Raw genomic sequence first — 18,665 nt, 5'->3', positions numbered from 1 at the left:
GCCTTTCTCTTAAGTTTTGTCACTTGGAATTCTAAGGTTTCTGCTGCCAAAATAACACGAGCTTCCGCTGTAAGTCATCGACTTTATCGAAACGATTAATGCGCCAGTTTGTTGGCAAATACTGCAAGTAATCGCGATTTAAGAAGCGCTTATCGAGCAATACTATTACACCTTTGTCCTTTTCCGAACGAATGACTCGGCCGGCTGTTTGTAAAACCCTTTGCAACCCAGGAAATCGAAAGGCAATATCAAAGCCGTTAACTCCCTGCTGATCAAAGTCCTGCTTTATCGCATCCTGAAAATCATTCACCTGAGGCAAACCGGTACCCACAATAATAACACCATGCAGCGCATCTCCATAATAGTCGATACCTTCGGTATAACTTCCTCCCATAATCACAAAACCAAGCAACTCATTGTGCTCAAAAAAACGCTTTACGAATGCCTCTCTTTGCGCCGTAGTGTCTTCAGGTGATTGAACGCATAAAAAATCGCCACTAAATTTTAGCCGATAGACTTCGAGCACCTGATTCATAAATCGATAACTGGAAAAACAGGCCAGGTAATTGCCTTTTTTTGCCCGCCAAGTAGCATGAATTGCGTCTGCAATGACTTCTAAATATCGTTCACGATATTTAAAGCGCGTATCCATCACAGATGAAACCAGTACTTGCGATTGCTCAGGTGAAAAACAGGAAGGCAGTTGCAAAAAGCGAACGTTCGAGTCAATTCCAAGACAAGTTCGAGTAAAGTTTTCTGGTGATAAGGTTCCGGAAAAATAAACAATACTTCGAAACTTTTTGTAAATTTCATTCAAATAATTGGCAGCGTTAAGAGACTGAAGCTGTAACAAAAAACTGGTAAGCAACTTGTTTTTTACACTGCGTAGAAATACAGCATGGTGTTGATCCGCCAATTCGACTATCACATTAAACCGAACCAGCTGTTTTAACCACTGCTGCTCGATACCAGTCAACGCGTGCTCTTTTGCGCGTTCTGTCATCAAACCGACCAAACGCCGACTGTCGAGTACAATACGCTCCAAATAAGCGTGATAATCGATAATTCTGGCCTCACTGGGCTTTTGCATTTGCTCTAATGCCATTAGCTGTTCAATTATTCGATTAACCGCTTGCTTGATTGCACCCTGCTGATGATAAGAGGCGGTTACTTCCAGAGCTTGAGATTCAATTAAGTCCGCAGAATACATGGCTCGTGAACGGTCAATCAAATTGTGAGCTTCATCAATTAACACCACGGCGTTCTGACCATGTTGATTGAAATGGGCCAACTTCACTAATGGATCAAACACATAATTATAATCTGCAATGATCACGTCAACCCACGGCACTAGCTTAAGTGATAAACTGAAAGGGCAAATTTCAAATTTTTTCGCAATTGACAAAAGAGTCGAATGATCAAGTTGTGAATGTTGAAAACATTCATGGATCGCTTTAGGCAGTTTTAGGTAGAAATCCTTACGGTATTGGCATTGTTTTACTTCTTTGTTACTGCAAAAACAGGTTTTATCACGCGCATTAATCACCAATACCTTAGCACAATAATTTTCTTGCGCTAAAACTTGACAGGTATTGTGAGCGGCCATTCGTCCGGATGTTTTCGCCGTAAGAAAGATTATCTGCCGAATGAATTCTTCACCTAACGCTTTATAAGTGGGAAATAATGTACTGATGCTTTTTCCAATTCCGGTTGGCGCCTCAACAACCAATGATTGTTGCTCTCGAATGCAACGATAAATTTCAACACAAAGATCACGTTGCAAAGGCCGAAATTCTGAAAACGGAAACGTGAGTTGTTGACAAGTCTTTTGTAATGCCTGTCGGTGTTGCTCAACAGCCAATAGCCAGCTACAATATCGATCAATCGCGCTTTCAACAAAAGATTGAAGCGTAATTTTGTCAAACAGGAATGTTTCGACAAACTCTTGGTAATCGGGTAAGAGTACCCAACTGAGTTGGCATTGTATTGATCGCTTTGCGTTTATCTGACTGACCATCCAAGCATATATTTTTAATTGCGCAAGATGAACTGATCGACTGGACAACGGTAAACTATCAGGCTCTAGATAAGTTGTTTTAATTTCTTCAATCCATATTGTTTCATATTGTTCGGACCCACTTCCCAAAACTTGTCCAATATAACCATCGATTCGACCACGTAGCGTTACCGGATAGTGTTGCCATTGTGTATCGAATAAAACATGAAACTCCGACTGATAGTTATCATTTTCTTTTAGCCTTTTCTTTTGTAGCCATTGATGACCTCGAATGCCTTCTTCAGCCGATGGGCCGACATCACCGAATTCTTCCAAATCGCCTTCTCGGCAAGCAAATTCGACCAACTCAGTCACAGAAAAGGAAAACTGAAAATGACTCACCGGTACTCCACACGGACAACACGATGCGGGATGTGATGTTGATGGTAAAAACCCATCCAGATCTTTTGATTATTTTGAAGCCGATCGCCAGGACCTTTCACTTCTACCAATTGATACCCCCTATCTTTTGGGAAATACAGCAAATCGGGCATACCCGCGCGATATTCTTTTGGGTCCTGCAAGATTCGTTGTGTAATGAGTCGAATATGCGACAAAGAAATTCGACTTAGTGTAAGGTTTAATAGCTGTTCATCCAATAATTGCCAATCAGAAAAATAGCAGGCTTTACCACGCTTGCTATTAAAGGTTTGCCATATATGTGACGTTAATTTTTCATCATCGTCAATAATGGATTGAAGATCATTATAAATAGACTGCCGACGCTGCAAAAATTCTGGTTCATACAAATCAACGGGAAGCATTTGAAAAGGGTTATAAAATGCACCTTTAACGTCAGCAAACAACAGTGGCCAATAAATTAAAGAAAATAGTGTATTGAACAAAGCGTTTTCGCACCAAATCGCCAGGCCCTCTTTATTCATCAGTTCATTCGCTACATCTAACTCAACGCTTTCAAACTGCTTATCGAGCGTCACCACTTCTTCTTGAGGCAAGTAGGCATTTCGTTCAACAAGATTAATTCCTAGTTTTTTCGCCAGCTTGGTTTCAAATACTCGAACAAACTGCAACGCCTGCTGTGACTGTGTGCACCTTTTTAATTTTCCAAGCTCCGCCCATGCAAGTTGGTATTGCCCCAGCTTTTCAAGGCAGCGAATGTGTCGTTCGTTTGCAGGAGGTAGATTTACGTTTTGATAAACATCCGCCGCTTGTTGATATTCGGCGAATCGTTCCAGTCGTTTTGCCAGCTGAAGCAAGATTTTTTCGCGACGACGAACCAAGAGCTTTGACTCTTCAATTGGAGCAGGCACCGAGTGTAACGTCTGTTGTACGAGCGGCAGAGTCCATTCATTTTGTTCATAAATAAGGTCCGCTATAAGATGGCATTGAGTAAGCGCTTCGATTTCCTCACGCGACTGTATCGGTAAATGAGAGTCGGAAATTAAATAGTTTTCGTAATCCATCAATCCCAAATCTTGCAATACGAACTCTGTAAGATCTTGACGCAGGTTTCCAAAAAACAGCAGTCGGTAAATATCAAACACCTGCTGTGATACGTGCAATATCGTTTGCTTTTGAAAATATTCAGGAACGTTACGTTCTTTCAACGCAGCGTTTACATGCTGCATCAATTGGTCGCGTTTGAACACTTTCCACTTCGGCTCTTCGAACGCCTGGACCATTTCTGACTTGCTATAGAGCGACAAAAATTTTCCATCGCTGCATGGAACAAATCGAGCAGCAAAACCAGCGCTAATGAGTTGCTCACTAGCCAAATGCGAGTTTTCAATTTCATTATAATTTAATTTATCCAACCGGAATAACTCGCCTTTTCGCATATAGCAACGAGTCAGCAATTTCTGCGCATCTTCATGCAGCTCATAAAAGCGCTGATAAAACGCAACTTCTACTTCTTTTAATAAAAAGCGATAACGATGGAAAACAAAATCTAGCATTATTTTAAAATTGATTAAGTAATAATCTGCGGCAAGAGTCGGCTTCTGCATTTGTCCACTACAACTACTTATTTGACTAGTATCATAATGGCCGAATGGAAATTAAACAAGTGAAATAACATTCACGTTTAGGCCAAACTCTTATATTCTGCAAAATCAATAAAACTCAAAGTAAATCAATCCATAAAAAACGAAAATGACTTTAAGACAAAAAGCCGCGCTACAACTGGTCGCTACCATTTTTTTGGCAACGCTACTTACCGTGCTATCGAAACTATCACTGGCGCGCTTATCGCCTTTTACCTTTAACTGGCTTCAGATTGCGGTTTGTATTCTGTTTCTTACCGGCTATACCTTTCTTTGGCGTCGTGAACAATGGCCATCTCACTTAAGCTGGCAACAATGGGGCTACGCTGCGGCAATTGGTATTGCTAATTTCACATTGGTTCGGTATCTGTTTTTGGCGGGACTGGAGCGACTGCCAATGACCACTCATGCCTATCTGGTAAATTTTGTTGGCCTGGTCACCATGTTTATGAGCGTTCTTATTCTTGCAGAAAAGCCTTTTTTGATACAAGTTTTCGGCGCTTTGGTCGCGCTATCAGGTATCACGATCTTTTTCGATTCAATCCCTCAACCCGAAGAGATAAGTGGAATAATATATCTGGCCATTGGTATTTTCTTTCTTGCGCTCACTAATAATCTCATTCGTCGCTTTATGATTTTTCATGGACAGTCCATATCGCCGGTTATGTTATCGACGTTAGCGATCTGGATAGGCGGTTCACCACTTGTCGCTCTGGGATTGGCTTTGGATGAGTCGACTGTAGCGCTTTCCTTTGAAGACAGCATCATCATTATCGGAAACGGTATTTTTGCTTTGGCATTAACATTAATTGTATTCAATAAAGTGCTTCGTATTTTGCGCTCTTACGAAGCCAGCATACTCGCATCGTCCGGTTTAATTTTCGCCGCACTGTTATCCATTCCCATTCATGAAGAAGTGCTCAGCAAGCATAAAATTATTGGCATATCGATTTTAATTATCGGTATACTTTTGTCTCAAATACAACTACCACTCAATCAGATTGTGAAAAAACCATGAATGAAGCACTCAAAGAGTTTGAAGCCACTTATCCCGTCATCATCGATATTCCCATTCACTGGGGAGATATGGACGCTTTTCAACATGTTAATAATGTGATGTACTTTCGATACTTTGAAAGTGCTCGAATAGCCTATATGGCTTCAACCAATATTATGCAAGAAATGAAAGACAAACTTATTGGTCCAATTTTAGCCTCTACAGAGTGCCGCTATAAACGCCCGGTAACTTATCCTGATACGTTAAAAGTGGGTGCTCGAACGTTGAGTTTGGGAGAACAAGATTATACTCAAGAATATGCGATTTACAGCACTCAACAACAAGCGATCACGACCATCGGAAAAGCGCGAATTGTTATGGTGGACTATAAAACACAACAAAAAACCGAGGTAAGCGATACCATTCGTAAAGCCATTTTAAAGGTGGAGCCTGAATTAACCAATTAACAGGTATTAGCCGACGTGAAGCTGACTTTGTAATGCATTAAAACGTTGATGAAAGGAGTCTACTTCCTTAATGAATTGCGTACTCGGCATGGGCTTACCAATATAGTAACCTTGAACTTCATCACACCCTTGGTTGACTAAAAAATCGATTTGCTCACTGTTTTCAACCCCTTCAGCTAAAACTTCGAACCCCAACGTTTTAGCTAGAGCGACCAGTGAGCGAGCCATGGCTCGAGAAGACGCCTCGCTTTGAATATCATTTACAAAAGTACGATCGAGTTTTATTTTATTAAACGGTAATCGAGTTAAATAACTCAACGAAGAGTAGCCCGTTCCAAAGTCATCGAGCGCTAAGTAAAATCCTTCTCGATGTAAGCTTTCCAACACTTTTGGTATCACCTTATTGTCAACAAAAACCGACTCAGTAATCTCAATTTCTAAATCCTTAGCCTGCATTCCGGTGTCATCAAGAAGCTCCAATAGATAATCAAGAAATTGATCTTTCATGAGCTGAATCGCCGAAACATTAATAGCAACACGCGGTAGGTTTAACCCCAGCTCTCGCCAGTACTGTAATTCCATAAGCGCTTGGCGAGCAACCCAACGTCCAACAGGTACGATTAAACCAGTATTTTCAATGATCGGTACAAATTCCGCGGGTGAAATAAATTCGCCTTTTGGGTGATTCCATCGTAATAGTGCTTCGGCTCCATTGATATAACCATCCCTTAAGTTTAATTGCGGTTGAAAATATAACTCAAAGGAATTTTGAACTAACGCATTTCGCAAATCGTATTCGAGCTGCGAACGGCGACTCAGTTTTTCTGAAATTTCCGATTTATAAAACTCGTAACTGTTTCGCCCTAAATTTTTAGAAGCATACATAGCGGCATCAGAGTTTTTCAACAAATCATCAAACGTTAATCCGTGATCGGGGTACATCGCTATGCCGATACTGGCACCAATAAAGCGCTTCTGCTCTCCCAATTCGAAGGGATACTCTAACGAGCGCAACACTTTTTCTGCAACGCTAGCCGCCTGCTCTTCGGAATCAATGTCTTCAAGAATAATTAAAAACTCATCACCGCCGAGTCGAGCAACCGTATCTTGTTTACGAATGAGTTCTTGCAGTCTTACCGATAACTGCTTTAGTAGATAATCGCCTTTGCTGTGTCCAAGCGAGTCATTGATGGTTTTAAAATCATCCAGGTCGATAAATAACATCGCAACACGCCGATCTTCTCGACTCGCTCTTTCAACACTGTGTTGATAACGCAACTGGCACATACTGCGGTTAGGTAAATACGTCAGCTGATCATGGTATGCGAGAAAATCCAGTCGTTCACGAGCTAACTTTAATTCGGTAATATCTGAAAACACGATAACAAAATGTTCTACCGAAGACTCTTCTTTTCCAAACTTGGAAACGGTTAATAAAATTGGATAACGCTCTCCGTCTTTACGAATATTCCATACTTCACCTTGCCAATATCCATAACGAGCAATCTGTTTTTTTAAGTTTTGATAAATTTTCTGATCTTGCTTAATGATTTCAATTAAGTTGACTCGCTTATTAAGAACTTCTTCTTTACGAAAACCAGTAATGCGTTCGTAAGCCTGATTAACATCCATGACATTCAAATCTTTATCGCTAATGATCATCGCTTCACCGGCCGCAGAAAAAACTTCTGCTTGCAACGATAATTGTTGGCGACCATGCGTTGTGGAAAGATCCGAAAAAAAATAAGTGACGCAAATCAAGCGCTGACTATTCGTCCAATACCCTTTAACATTTAAGCGAATCCATTGAGGTTCAGGACTGTGCTGACTGTTCAGCATCACACACTGATAACTGATACTCTGTTTCTTTAGCAACAACTGATGGAAATCTTCGTCAAAGGTAGAAAGCACCAGCTCATTATCATCACAGAGGTAAGCATCCAAAAACGAGATGTTTTTATCAAGTACCTGCTCCTTGGTGACACTCAATATTCTCTCCGCTTCAGTATTGAAAACCACGATATTGCCTTGGCGGTCGACGACTACCACAGCCGATGTCAAACCTTCAAACAAGTCGACATCTGTGATTAAAGAATCAGCAATTGCAGTGTCCTTCACTTTACGTACCTGGGAGAAATCCATTTAGAAATTATAGACTCTGATATTCAATTTATAGCTCAAAAAACAGATTAATCTTGAGCTTAACGATTAAATGGACAATCTCTTACAAACACAATCGACTTGTGCGATTTTTAAATAATCCACCGAATATTACAATTCACATTAATAGGATGATAATGCATAAGGAAGTAGAAAGTGTTTATTAACTCGCGATTAGAATACAAGGTTGAAGAAAGCTCAATGGAAGAGTTTATGCTGGCTATACAACAGCAAAAATCGAAACGCTCATTAACCGATTGTTCACGTTACAAATCTTTAGAAAAAAAGTTTTGTGATACATTCGAGATTAAAAATTTAAACGAAAATTAATGTTACGAAAACCGTAAACAGGTCCCTTAATTCCAACTTGGCTTGGTGACCAATAAAAAAGCCGGTAATATAACCGGCTTTTTTATTGGGTGTTTGTCAGTCATTTATTCTTGAAAAGGATCATGCACGATAATGGTTTCGTTTCGATCCGGTCCAGTAGAAACGATATCAACAGGTACCCCAACCACTTCTTCGATCTTCTTGATAAAGTCTTTCGCTGCTTGAGGCAATTCATCCAGTGACTTAACACCCACGGTGTTTTCAGTCCATCCTGACATTTCTATGTACTTAGGTTGAACTTTCGCAAAACCTTCAGCGCCTACAGGTGTAACATTTAACTCACCGTGATCCGGACAAGTATAGCTGGTGCAAATTTTCACCGTTTGTAATCCGTCAAGCACGTCAAGCTTCGTCAAACACAACCCTGACACACTGTTAATTTGTACCGCACGGCGTAAAGCAACCGCATCGAGCCAACCGCAGCGACGAGGTCGTCCTGTCGTTGCACCAAACTCGTGTCCACGCTCAGCTAGGCGTTTTCCAACTTCATCGTTCAGCTCTGTAGGGAAGGGTCCGCCACCGACACGCGTAGTATACGCTTTGGTGATACCTAAAACATAATCTAAATACAGTGGTCCAAATCCACTTCCGGTTGCAGTGCCCCCCGCAGTGGTATTTGACGAGGTCACAAAAGGAAAAGTACCGTGATCGATATCCAATAAAGTACCTTGCGCACCTTCAAACAATAGCGATTGGTTTTGCGCACGCGCTTGATGTAATAATTCTGGCACATCCGCGACAAGCGGCTTTATTTCTTTAGCCCACTCCAAGCATTGGCGATAAAGCGAATCGAATTCGATCGGATCCGTTTTAAAATAAGATTGCAGTACGAAGTTATGGTATTCCAGAACTTCCGAAAGCTTTTCTTTTAACCTTTCAGGATAAAATAAGTCATCCACTCGCAAACCACGACGAGCGACTTTATCTTCATAAGCAGGACCAATACCACGACCGGTGGTTCCAATTTTTTTGTCTCCACTTTTTGCGGCTTCTCGCGCCTGGTCAAGTTTAATGTGGTAAGGAAGAATGAGGGTACAGGCTGCACTGATACGCAAGCGCTCACGAACCGGTACGCTGCGCTCCTCCAGCATGTGAATTTCTTCCATCAAAGCCTCTGGCGAGAGCACCACACCGTTACCGATGTAACACATCACACCGTCACGCAACACGCCCGAAGGGATCAGATGCAGAACCGTTTTTTCACCGTCAATCACCAAGGTGTGGCCGGCGTTATGGCCACCCTGATAGCGGACAACCGCAGAAACACGATCGGTTAATAAATCGACGACTTTACCTTTACCTTCGTCACCCCATTGGGTGCCTAACACTACAACGTTTTTAGCCATAATCGGAATGTCTTAATCCATACCGGAAAACGAAACCGCAAATTTTAACGCTTCCAGCCAGGAATTGCTTTAGTTTTTACAGAAAATTCGGTGGATATGGGTAAAAAATAGAGGGGATCCAATGAAAACGCCAAGTTCTCAACGACTCATAAACCGTTCTATTTAGCCGTCACGTAATAGTACAAGCAATAACAATCCCAGCATCATACTGATAAACCCGATAATTCTCAAAGACTTATCCGATTGTTGAGCCATCAATAACATCATTTCACGCCACTTTCTCGGACTCAAAAACGGCATTATCCCTTCGAGGATCATAACCAACGCCACTGCGACCCAAAAATCTTGCATAGTAAAACCTTACCCATAAAAAACCCGACGATTAACGTCGGGTATCTAATACATGCTTTTATTACTTTTTACCTTTAGAGTCTTTCAGGAAGCGGAAAAATTCACTGTCTGGCTTAATGACCAACACATCATCTTTGCTGTTGAAAGAGCTTTTGTAAGCATCGAGACTACGCAAGAATGCATAGAACTCAGGTGCTTTGTTATAAGTGTCCGCATAAACTTTGGCAACCTGAGCATCCGCATTACCACGAGTAGTTCGAGCATACTCGTCAGCTTCAGCTAAAATGCGTTGTACATCAGCATCGGTTTTTGCTCGCAATATATTGCCTTCTTTTTTGCCTTGTGAGCGAATATCAGTCGCCGTTGCTGCCCGCTCAGACTTAATCTGTTCGTACACTTTATTGACGACTTCCGAAGTGTAGTTCACCTTTTTCACGCGAATATCAACGACTTCAATACCATACTCAGGAACTCGGCTGTTGACGTCTTCTCGGATTTTGTTCATGAGTTCTTCGCGCTGTTCCGATATGGCTTCTTGCAACGTCCGCTGACCAAACTGATCGCGCAAACCGTTATCGACCAAGCGCTCTAAAAAAGACTCAGCCCTTCGAATTTCACCATTAGTTCGTAAATAAAACTTAGAAAAGTCGTTAACCTTCCACTGCACATAGGTATCAACATCCAAGAACTGCTTGTTCGACGTAGTGAATACATCAGGATCGCCATCCATCGTCTGAATGCGCGCATCCAAATAAATCACTTTGTCGATCATGGTAAGCGGCCAACGAAAGTGCAACCCTGGTTCGTAAACCTCGGGTAGTTCATCTTTCTGTATTACCTTTCCAAAACGAAGCTTCAGCGCACGTTTAGTTTCGTCAACAACAAAAATTGAATTTAACCCTAACAGTACTGTTAAGATTGCGACCACACCAACCCAAAAACTTTTACCTTGCATCAGTTGGCCTCCTTCTTCTTTTTCATCAGCTGATCAAGCGGGATGTACATCATGTTATTCCCGCCTTCAACATCGACCATTACCTTTGTTGAGTTACTTAGGATTTGTTCTATCGTCTCAATATAAAGCCGATCTCTGGTCACTTGCGGTGCAGCTTGATACTGGGGCAACAGCTGCTGAAACCTTGCAACTTCACCATTGGCTTGCGCCGTTACTTTTGCTTTATAACCATCGGCTTGTTGCCGCAGCTCTTCTGCTCTTGCTGAAGCCAATGGAATTTCTTGATTACGATAAGCTTCCGCGTTTTGAATTTCACGCTTCGCATCTTGCTCGGCTCGGTTGACGTCTTCGAAAGCATCATTCAAAGCTCGAGGAGGCGCTGCTTTTTCCAGTGTCACCTGCTCCACTTTTAATCCGGTATTGTATAAATCTATCGTACGCACCAGTTCTCGGTGTAGCTCATTACGTATACGTTCTTTTTCTGTCGTTAATAGCGCATCCACTTTGCTGTCTCCCACGACTTGCCGTAATGCAGATTCAGCAGCTTGTTGCAATGTTTCATCGGGCATAGCCAGATTGAACAAATAGTTTTGCGGGTCATCGATACGGTATTGAATACCAATTTCCACATCAATAATGTTAAGGTCTTTAGTGAGCATAACGCCTTGTACACGACGCTCCAGCAGTTTGTTGACATTCACTTTGCGAATTTCTTCGATCCCATAAGGCACCCATTGCAACCCGGCACCAACGATTTCTTTAAATTCTCCAAAATGAAGAACAACCCCACGCTCCTGTTCATTGATGGTGTATAAACCTTTAAAGAACCAGAAGGCCACTAACACCACAATACCAATAATGAAAAAAGGTTTACTGCTGCCAGTAGTACCACTACCACCGCCGTTGCTTCCGGAAACTTTCTTCCAGAGGTTTTTCACCATCTCATCGATGTCTGGTGGTCCATCCTGCTTTTTACGATTACCCCAAGGGTCTTTATTATTACCGCCCGGTGAATTCCAGGTCATAGCATTCTCCAGCTTGTTAATTTAATTAAAATTTTTCGGGTAAATTATACCCAAGACAATTGAATTTGCATGCGATATCGACTGTGGATGCATTATTTCGAATGCCAAACCAGTGCTTGCAGGTCGAGTTGATTTTTTCGTTCCAAACGTTTCCAGTCGTCCTGTGGCAGTCGCACTTTCAACAAAAAGTCGCCATCTTCTGTTATTTGTTCAAATTCGATGCATTTCAAGTCGTACATTTGACCGCGTAATGCCATTTGTGCCGAACTCAGTTTCAAGGTTTCTTCGATCCACTCTTCTTCAAGCAATTCGGAAATGGTATTCAATAACTCAGTTAAGCCATCACCTGTCACCGCAGAACAGTACACACGAAAACGACCTGTTTCCGGATCTTTCTCAGCGCGAGGGGCGATCCCTTCCACTTTGTCAGACTTATTATACACCTCGACTATTGGATTGCTTGTCGCTTCAATTTCATTCAATACGAGATACACTTGTTCCTTATTATCTTCGCGTCTATCATCCGATGCATCGATAACATGTAACAAAATGTCCGCTTCTCGGCTTTCCTGAAGCGTCGCTTTAAATGCAGCCACCAGATCGTGCGGCAAGTGACGAATAAAACCTACGGTATCTGCCAGAATAACCGATTGATGATCGTTAAGAGCAATTCGTCGATGCGTTGGGTCAAGCGTTGCGAATAATTGATCCGCCGCCAATACATCCGCTTCGGTTAACCGATTGAATAACGTAGATTTACCGGCATTGGTGTAACCCACCAAAGACACAGTCGCAATGTTGGCGCGCTTACGCGATCGTCGACCTTGCTCACGTTGCTTTTCAACTTTTTCGAGGCGTTTTTGAATGGTTTTAATGCGTTCACGCAATAATCGGCGGTCCGTTTCAAGTTGCGTTTCACCCGGCCCACGTAATCCGATACCACCTTTTTGTCGCTCGAGATGCGTCCAGCCTCTAATCAATCGGGTTGAAATGTGATGCAGCTGCGCCAATTCAACCTGCAGTTTACCTTCATGGGTCTGCGCGCGCTGAGCGAATATATCGAGAATTAATCCTATGCGATCCACTACCCGACACTTGGCCAGGCTCTCAATATTCCGCTCCTGCGATGGCGATAAAGCATGATTAAACAACACGACGTCAGCGTTGTGATCGGCCACTAGTTGTGCAATTTCTTCAATTTTACCGGTACCAACAAAATACTTAGGTTGCGGTGAAGCGCGACTGGTTGTAACAATATTCAGGATCTCAAGCCCAGCTGAGGTGGTTAGATCTACAAACTCGTCGAGATCTTCTTTGCTGTTTTGATCGGGAAAATCGACGTGCACAAGAACTGCGCGCTCACCACCTTGATAACGTTCAAACACGAATATAAATTACCTGCGAAACAGAAGAGATATGAATTGTGACATGAACAAGCATGGTAATGCCACGATCACCATGCTCGCGTCATAAAAAAATTATCAGGTGTTATTTCCGAAGTCTTCGTCGCCGTTGCCAGTTCCTTCACCCGTATGAGGTAAACGCACATTGCGCGCGGGCACAATGGTCGAAATAGCATGTTTATAAACCATTTGGCTGACCGTATTTTTCAGTAGCACCACAAATTGGTCGAAAGATTCAACCTGCCCCTGTAATTTAATGCCATTAACGAGATAAATAGCAACCGGAACGCGTTCTCGACGTAAAGCATTTAAGAAAGGGTCTTGTAGAGATTGCCCTTTTGGCATGTTTGTTCTCCTTATAAGTTTTTATATGTTTGTTATTCAATCCCCAACGGGTATCAGGGATAACTTGCAGACTATTGGCCCAAATTTTTCGGGCAAATGCACCTAAAATAAAGTGCGAAACAATCATCCAAAGAGCAACTTCCGAGCTTTCACAAAAACAAATTTGAGTTCTCACCGGAACAAATTTTGAACTCTGAGATGACTCCCCTACTAGTGTAGCACGCTACTAGGAATCTGCTATATGGAGATATGACCTATTTTTTTCAAGACCTTGATGCAGTTATCTTTTGCTAGCGAATCCAGCCAATGTAAATTAGGCCAACTGCGTAACCAGGTGAATTGTCGTTTCGCTAATTGCCGTGTTGCGACGATTCCGCGATAGCGCGCTTCCTCTTTCGAAAGTTCACCATCCAAATATGCCCACATTTGACGATAACCCACACAACGAATCGAAGGCATCTCAACATTGAGGTCGCCTCGTTGATAAAGTGCATGCACTTCCTCTTCAAAACCCCGCTCAAGCATCTGATCAAACCGTTGCTCAATTCTTTGATGTAAGAGGGCACGATCTTCCGGAGCGATAGCAAAAGCAACGCTAGGCACCGATAAGGGCTGCAACTCTTGTTCGCTATGCCATTGCGACAGAGGTTTGCCGCTTATTAAATAAACTTCGATGGCCCGTGAAATACGCTGCGAATCGGTTACATGTAAACGTTCTGCTGTCCGCTCATCGAAACGGGCTAACCATTGATGTAGCGCTTCCGGCCCTTCCCGCTTGAGCTTTTCATTCACCTCTTGTCGAACAGCGTCATTCGTCGCCGGTAGCTGCGCCATTCCTTGAAACAAAGTTTTAAAATACAGCATAGTGCCGCCGGCCAGAATCGGCCATTTTCCGCGCCGAAGAATATCATCAATCAAACGCGTCGCGTCACGACCAAACTCAGCAGCCGAATAACTTTGTGAAGGGTCGCAAATGTCAATCAAGTGATGTTTCGCTTGAGCTTGCTCTTCGGCACTGGGTTTAGCGGTTCCTATGTCCATCCCTTTATAGATTAGCGCAGAGTCGACACTGATCACTTCACCATCAAGGCGTCGGCATAACTCTATCGCTAAAGATGTTTTTCCGGACGCCGTTGGCCCCATTATCGCGATTACCGGCTTAGGGTTCATGAGGGTGTCCGGCAATTTGTTTGAGCAGCATTTGCGACGTAAGACCAATGGCGTGATCTTGCCAATGGTCATTGAACATCAATTGATTTAGCGCCCACTTCTGTAGCCACTCCGGCTCAATGCTTGAATGTGGGTTGGCGTTGAGCTGAATGAGCTCTGACTTAACGTTTTTCAGCAACCGATGTTTTAATTGAACCGGTTCTATTTCATTGAGCGATGTTTGCAAACAGACCGTTACACTTTTAACCCAAAGTTCTTGAGGTAACCGCGGAGTCATTTGAGGTAATTTTCTTAGCATGAGTTGATGCGGCCCACCCGGTGTTAGTTCAAACCCAAGCGCCGCAAAGCATTCGAACAGCTCCGGGTTTTCAAACTCGGCCGGATTAGCAACAGGCAATAACTTAGGAAGCAGCAGCGGCCGCATCGCAACCTGAGTCACCTCCCAGGCATCATCGAGTTCCGCGAGCAGCCATTGCCAACAATCGATTAACCAAAGCTTTTGATCGCAGTGTGCAAGAAATCGCTGCTCGAAAAAAACTACTGCGCCTGAATTGTTTATAATGGGTTGTCGATTCTCAGGCAAAGAAGTTGATGCATGAATATCGCTTGATTCAGTATTCGATACAGACAATGCTTGATAGGCAAAAAGTTGCTCGGCAACGGCGTGCTGGTTCGGTGAATCACTTTTCCAGGATGCAGCAGCATTGGATCGATTGACTGAACCACTTGCCGCAGAAAATGTTCGCGACCCTTCGTTAAATTTTGGTAATGAACTTTTCGCCGCGCTTTGTTCTGATTGAACCTCATTCTGCGGCCAAAGAGTTTCATCGGGTGTCAGGCAGTCATGGATCAGCTTGACAAGAAAGTCGTGAATTTGACGCGGCTGGCGAAAACGCACTTCGTGCTTGGTTGGATGCACATTCACATCCACTTCACTCGCCGGACATTGAATATAAATAACATAAGAAGCAAAACGCCCAGCAGGCAGTTTACCTTGATAACTTTGACGGATCGCATGACTGAGCAAACGATCTTTTACCGGACGCCCATTAACAAAAATAAACTGCGTGTCCGATTCGCTTCGGTGATAATCGGGAGCTCCCAACCAGCCACCAATGGCAACGGTATCCAGCTCACTATGAAACGTTAAGGCATTGTCAATAAATCCTTTTCCACAGGCTGCTTTGACTTTTTCCTGCATTTGCTCAAAGCTAGCGGCAGGATATCGTTTGATAACCTTCCCATTATGTTTAAGCACAAAGGCGACCGAAGGCGTTGCCAACGCTTCTCGACGTACTACGTCTTCAATATGCGTGAGTTCTGTTTTTTCGGTGCGTAAAAATTTACGTCGCGCGGGTGTATTAAAAAATAAATCCCTTACTTCAATGCAAGTGCCAGCAACTGCCGCCGCAGGTGTCACTTTAACGGCCATGTCACGCCCTTCAGCTATGGCTTGCCAACCTTGCTCAGCATCTTTTAACCGACTACGCAGTAGCAATCGAGATACTGACGCAATACTGGCCAGCGCTTCGCCACGAAACCCCAAACTACGTACCGCGCAAAGATCGTCAAAGTTCCGAATTTTACTGGTGGCATGACGAGACAATGCCAGCGGCAAATCGTCTTGATGAATCCCTGAGCCATCATCAATGATTCGAATCAAACGTGCACCACCGCGTTCAATTTCCACTTCAATTCTGGAAGCGCCGGCATCAACACTGTTTTCGATCAGTTCTTTGACCACAGAAGCTGGGCGCTCAACCACTTCACCGGCGGCAATTTGATTGGCCAGTTGGTTGTCGAGCTGTTGAATTCGATTCATTAGCGGATTAAAAGTGTTATTGCGGGATCGTCAAACGTTGACCGACACGAATTTGATCACTACTTAGTTGGTTTGCTTTTCGCAATTGCGTTAATGAAACATTGAAGCGTGAAGCGATCCCAGACAAGGTATCACCACCTTTAATGGTGTAGTGTGTTGGATTAACAGACGCGTATAAACTGCCATCGGGTGGGTTTTGTCGAAAGTAATCTTTCAGTCCGTAAAATACCGATTGCGCGATCTTTTTTCGATAGTTGTGAGTATTCAGCAGTTTTTCTTCTTTCGGATTGGTAATAAACCCCATTTCAACCAACATGCCTGGAATATCCGGCATTTTCAAAACCACAAAAGATGCGCGTTGTACAAAGTTTTGATGCATTTTCGGAACACTGCCAGACAAGCGTTTACGCACTTGGTCAGCCGCGTCAAGGCTGGCACCAACGGAATAGGTGGTCGATAAATCGAGTAACACTTGCGCCAATAAAGGATCTTTATTTTTCAGAGTTTCCACGCCACCCAAAAGATTAGACTCGTTTTCACGTTGCTCTAACCAGCGTCCCATCTCAGACTTAGCGCCCTTGGGCGAGACCACCCAAACCGAAGCACCTTTCGCTCTTTTATCATGAAAACCGTCGGCGTGAAAAGAAACAAAAATATCAGCCTGATGCTGCCTGGCAATTTGTGGGCGCTTTTCCAAATCAATAAAGTAATCGCCCTTACGCACCAATACAGCTTTCATACCGTGCTCAGCATTCACCATGTCGGCCAACTCTTTAGCAACTTTTAGCGCAATGTCTTTTTCGCGAGTTCCTTTAGTGCCTACCGCTCCAGGATCTTCACCACCGTGTCCAGCATCTATGGCAACGACAATATCACGTTTACCGGAACTGAAATCGACTTTCGGCTTCGGCGGCTCTTCCTGTTCGTTTTCATCAAACAAATCGACGACCAAGCGATGGCCGTAATTTTGATACGGACTCAAACTAAATGACTTAAACTGTGTTTTCTTTTTTAAATCCAGAACAACGCGAACTGAATTGTCCTTTTCGCTGGTACGCACATGGTTCACAATGGTGGACTTAATTTCGAGGTCGGCTGGATCAAAATTCAACTTGGCATCTGTTAAATCGATCACCATTCGATGCGGGTTTTCTAACGTGAATATGGTGTACTTACCAGGCGCAGTCAGATCGAGCACTACGCGTGTACTGTCTGGTGACTGCCAAAAGCGCATGCCTTTAATACTGGCGGCTTGTGCGGTCACACTGCTTACGAGCACAACCCATACTAAAATTCTGATTAACTGATTTCCCATAACCGACTGCATATTATTTTGTTAATAAGACCCGTTGCTTATAAAACACAACGCTCTCGACTTCGACCCACGCACTTAAAGTTCATTCCAGATTTTATAGTTTATTTTCTTCAATCTGAACTCAAGATTAAAATCCCCGAAAGACGCTACGCTTTACCCAGGCTAAGACGTTTAGACAAAATAGTCGAAGCCTCATAAAAAAGTACGCCAACTAAAATCGTACAACCTCGGCTCGTCGCCGGTCGTAATCATAACTCAAATTGACTCGAATGTGGGGCTCCGGCAACCACCCTTTACCTTTATCTGGCCACTCCACCACACACAAGGCATCGGGTTGCGATAAATACTCATCAATTCCGATGTACTCCAGTTCTTCCGGATCCGCTAAGCGGTAAAGATCGAAGTGATACACTTTGTACTCATCAAACTCGTAAGGCTCAACAAGGGTGTAAGTCGGGCTTTTGGTGCTTCCGGTAAAACCAAGGTGACGTAATAAGCCACGCACCAACGTTGTTTTTCCTGCCCCTAATTCACCAATTAAGAACACCAGCCCTCGCCCACCTAACCATTCGGCAATTTGACCACCGAGCTTTTCGGTTGCTTCGGCATCCGCCAATTGAAAAACCTGTTTATTCGTATTCATTAAAACCTGAAACCTAGAGCGTGTTTATCTTTCATTTATCGTCACTGTTGTGTCTAAAATTTCGTCAATCCAGGCGTGAGGAGTGCGGTTTGGTCGTTCCAAATAATCGACGAACAAAGCTTCCGCATCCTGCTCACGCCCCTCGCTTAAAGCGCCTACTTTTGGTACTGGACAAAAAAATAGCCGCCAGCAGTGCGATAAATGAAAGATAAACACG

15 protein-coding genes are annotated in these 18,665 nt (G+C 43.3%); 2 read left to right on the top strand and 13 right to left on the bottom strand.

The window, feature by feature from the left end:
- Window positions 1-31: 31 nt before the first annotated feature.
- A complete protein-coding gene (locus ACTUJY_RS04910) occupies window positions 32-2,398 on the bottom strand; it encodes an ATP-dependent DNA helicase (RefSeq protein ID WP_463614945.1) in 2,367 nt (788 codons plus the stop codon).
- Window positions 2,395-4,023 carry a VRR-NUC domain-containing protein gene (locus ACTUJY_RS04905; RefSeq protein WP_463614944.1) on the bottom strand — a complete coding sequence of 543 codons (1,629 nt, stop codon included), beginning with the start codon at window positions 4,021-4,023 and terminating at the stop codon, window positions 2,395-2,397. The genes ACTUJY_RS04910 and ACTUJY_RS04905 overlap by 4 nt, the downstream gene beginning before the upstream one ends.
- Before the next feature lie 145 nt (window positions 4,024-4,168).
- Between ACTUJY_RS04905 and ACTUJY_RS04900 the strand changes: the two genes are divergently transcribed.
- Both ACTUJY_RS04900 and ACTUJY_RS04895 read left to right on the top strand, forming a co-directional pair.
- On the top strand, window positions 4,169-5,077 hold the full coding sequence (locus ACTUJY_RS04900) for a DMT family transporter (RefSeq protein WP_463614943.1): 909 nt from the start codon (window positions 4,169-4,171) through the stop codon (window positions 5,075-5,077).
- The gene (locus tag ACTUJY_RS04895; protein WP_463614942.1) at window positions 5,074-5,523 is read left to right on the top strand and encodes an acyl-CoA thioesterase; all 450 of its coding nucleotides are present in this window, start codon (window positions 5,074-5,076) and stop codon (window positions 5,521-5,523) included. The genes ACTUJY_RS04900 and ACTUJY_RS04895 overlap by 4 nt, the downstream gene beginning before the upstream one ends.
- A 6-nt stretch (window positions 5,524-5,529) precedes the next feature.
- Here ACTUJY_RS04895 and ACTUJY_RS04890 read toward each other — a convergent pair whose 3' ends face one another.
- From ACTUJY_RS04890 to tsaE, 11 genes are all read right to left on the bottom strand, one after another.
- Window positions 5,530-7,641, bottom strand: a complete 2,112-nt coding sequence (locus ACTUJY_RS04890; protein ID WP_463614941.1) for an EAL domain-containing protein — start codon at window positions 7,639-7,641, stop codon at window positions 5,530-5,532.
- Between the two features lie 476 nt (window positions 7,642-8,117).
- Window positions 8,118-9,419 carry an adenylosuccinate synthase gene (locus ACTUJY_RS04885; RefSeq protein ID WP_463614940.1) on the bottom strand — a complete coding sequence of 434 codons (1,302 nt, stop codon included), beginning with the start codon at window positions 9,417-9,419 and terminating at the stop codon, window positions 8,118-8,120.
- Window positions 9,420-9,581: 162 nt separating this feature from the next.
- Complete coding sequence (locus tag ACTUJY_RS04880; RefSeq protein WP_463614939.1) at window positions 9,582-9,770, bottom strand: DUF2065 domain-containing protein; 189 nt, start codon at window positions 9,768-9,770, stop codon at window positions 9,582-9,584.
- A gap of 61 nt (window positions 9,771-9,831) precedes the next feature.
- Entirely contained in the window at window positions 9,832-10,725 is an 894-nt protein-coding gene (gene hflC / locus ACTUJY_RS04875) for a protease modulator HflC (RefSeq protein WP_463614938.1), read from the bottom strand.
- Window positions 10,725-11,750 carry an FtsH protease activity modulator HflK gene (gene hflK, locus ACTUJY_RS04870; RefSeq protein ID WP_463614937.1) on the bottom strand — a complete coding sequence of 342 codons (1,026 nt, stop codon included), beginning with the start codon at window positions 11,748-11,750 and terminating at the stop codon, window positions 10,725-10,727. Before hflK ends, hflC begins: the two co-directional genes overlap by 1 nt.
- 92 nt (window positions 11,751-11,842) lie before the next feature.
- The gene (gene hflX / locus ACTUJY_RS04865; RefSeq protein ID WP_463614936.1) at window positions 11,843-13,135 is read right to left on the bottom strand and encodes a ribosome rescue GTPase HflX; all 1,293 of its coding nucleotides are present in this window, start codon (window positions 13,133-13,135) and stop codon (window positions 11,843-11,845) included.
- A 96-nt stretch (window positions 13,136-13,231) separates the two neighbouring features.
- Window positions 13,232-13,498 carry an RNA chaperone Hfq gene (gene hfq / locus ACTUJY_RS04860; RefSeq protein ID WP_463614935.1) on the bottom strand — a complete coding sequence of 89 codons (267 nt, stop codon included), beginning with the start codon at window positions 13,496-13,498 and terminating at the stop codon, window positions 13,232-13,234.
- A 237-nt stretch (window positions 13,499-13,735) separates the two neighbouring features.
- Window positions 13,736-14,668 carry a tRNA (adenosine(37)-N6)-dimethylallyltransferase MiaA gene (gene miaA, locus ACTUJY_RS04855; RefSeq protein ID WP_463614934.1) on the bottom strand — a complete coding sequence of 311 codons (933 nt, stop codon included), beginning with the start codon at window positions 14,666-14,668 and terminating at the stop codon, window positions 13,736-13,738.
- Window positions 14,658-16,490: a DNA mismatch repair endonuclease MutL gene (mutL, locus tag ACTUJY_RS04850; RefSeq protein ID WP_463614933.1), complete on the bottom strand. Its 1,833-nt coding sequence runs from the start codon at window positions 16,488-16,490 to the stop codon at window positions 14,658-14,660. The genes miaA and mutL overlap by 11 nt, the downstream gene beginning before the upstream one ends.
- A 16-nt stretch (window positions 16,491-16,506) precedes the next feature.
- Window positions 16,507-17,805: an N-acetylmuramoyl-L-alanine amidase gene (locus ACTUJY_RS04845; protein ID WP_463614932.1), complete on the bottom strand. Its 1,299-nt coding sequence runs from the start codon at window positions 17,803-17,805 to the stop codon at window positions 16,507-16,509.
- Between the two features lie 211 nt (window positions 17,806-18,016).
- Window positions 18,017-18,448 carry a tRNA (adenosine(37)-N6)-threonylcarbamoyltransferase complex ATPase subunit type 1 TsaE gene (gene tsaE, locus ACTUJY_RS04840; RefSeq protein ID WP_463614931.1) on the bottom strand — a complete coding sequence of 144 codons (432 nt, stop codon included), beginning with the start codon at window positions 18,446-18,448 and terminating at the stop codon, window positions 18,017-18,019.
- Window positions 18,449-18,665: the final 217 nt, after the last annotated feature.

The sequence above is a fragment of the Pleionea sp. WD8-19 genome, assembly GCF_055326765.1.
This window is presented reverse-complemented; position numbering and strand designations above follow the sequence as displayed.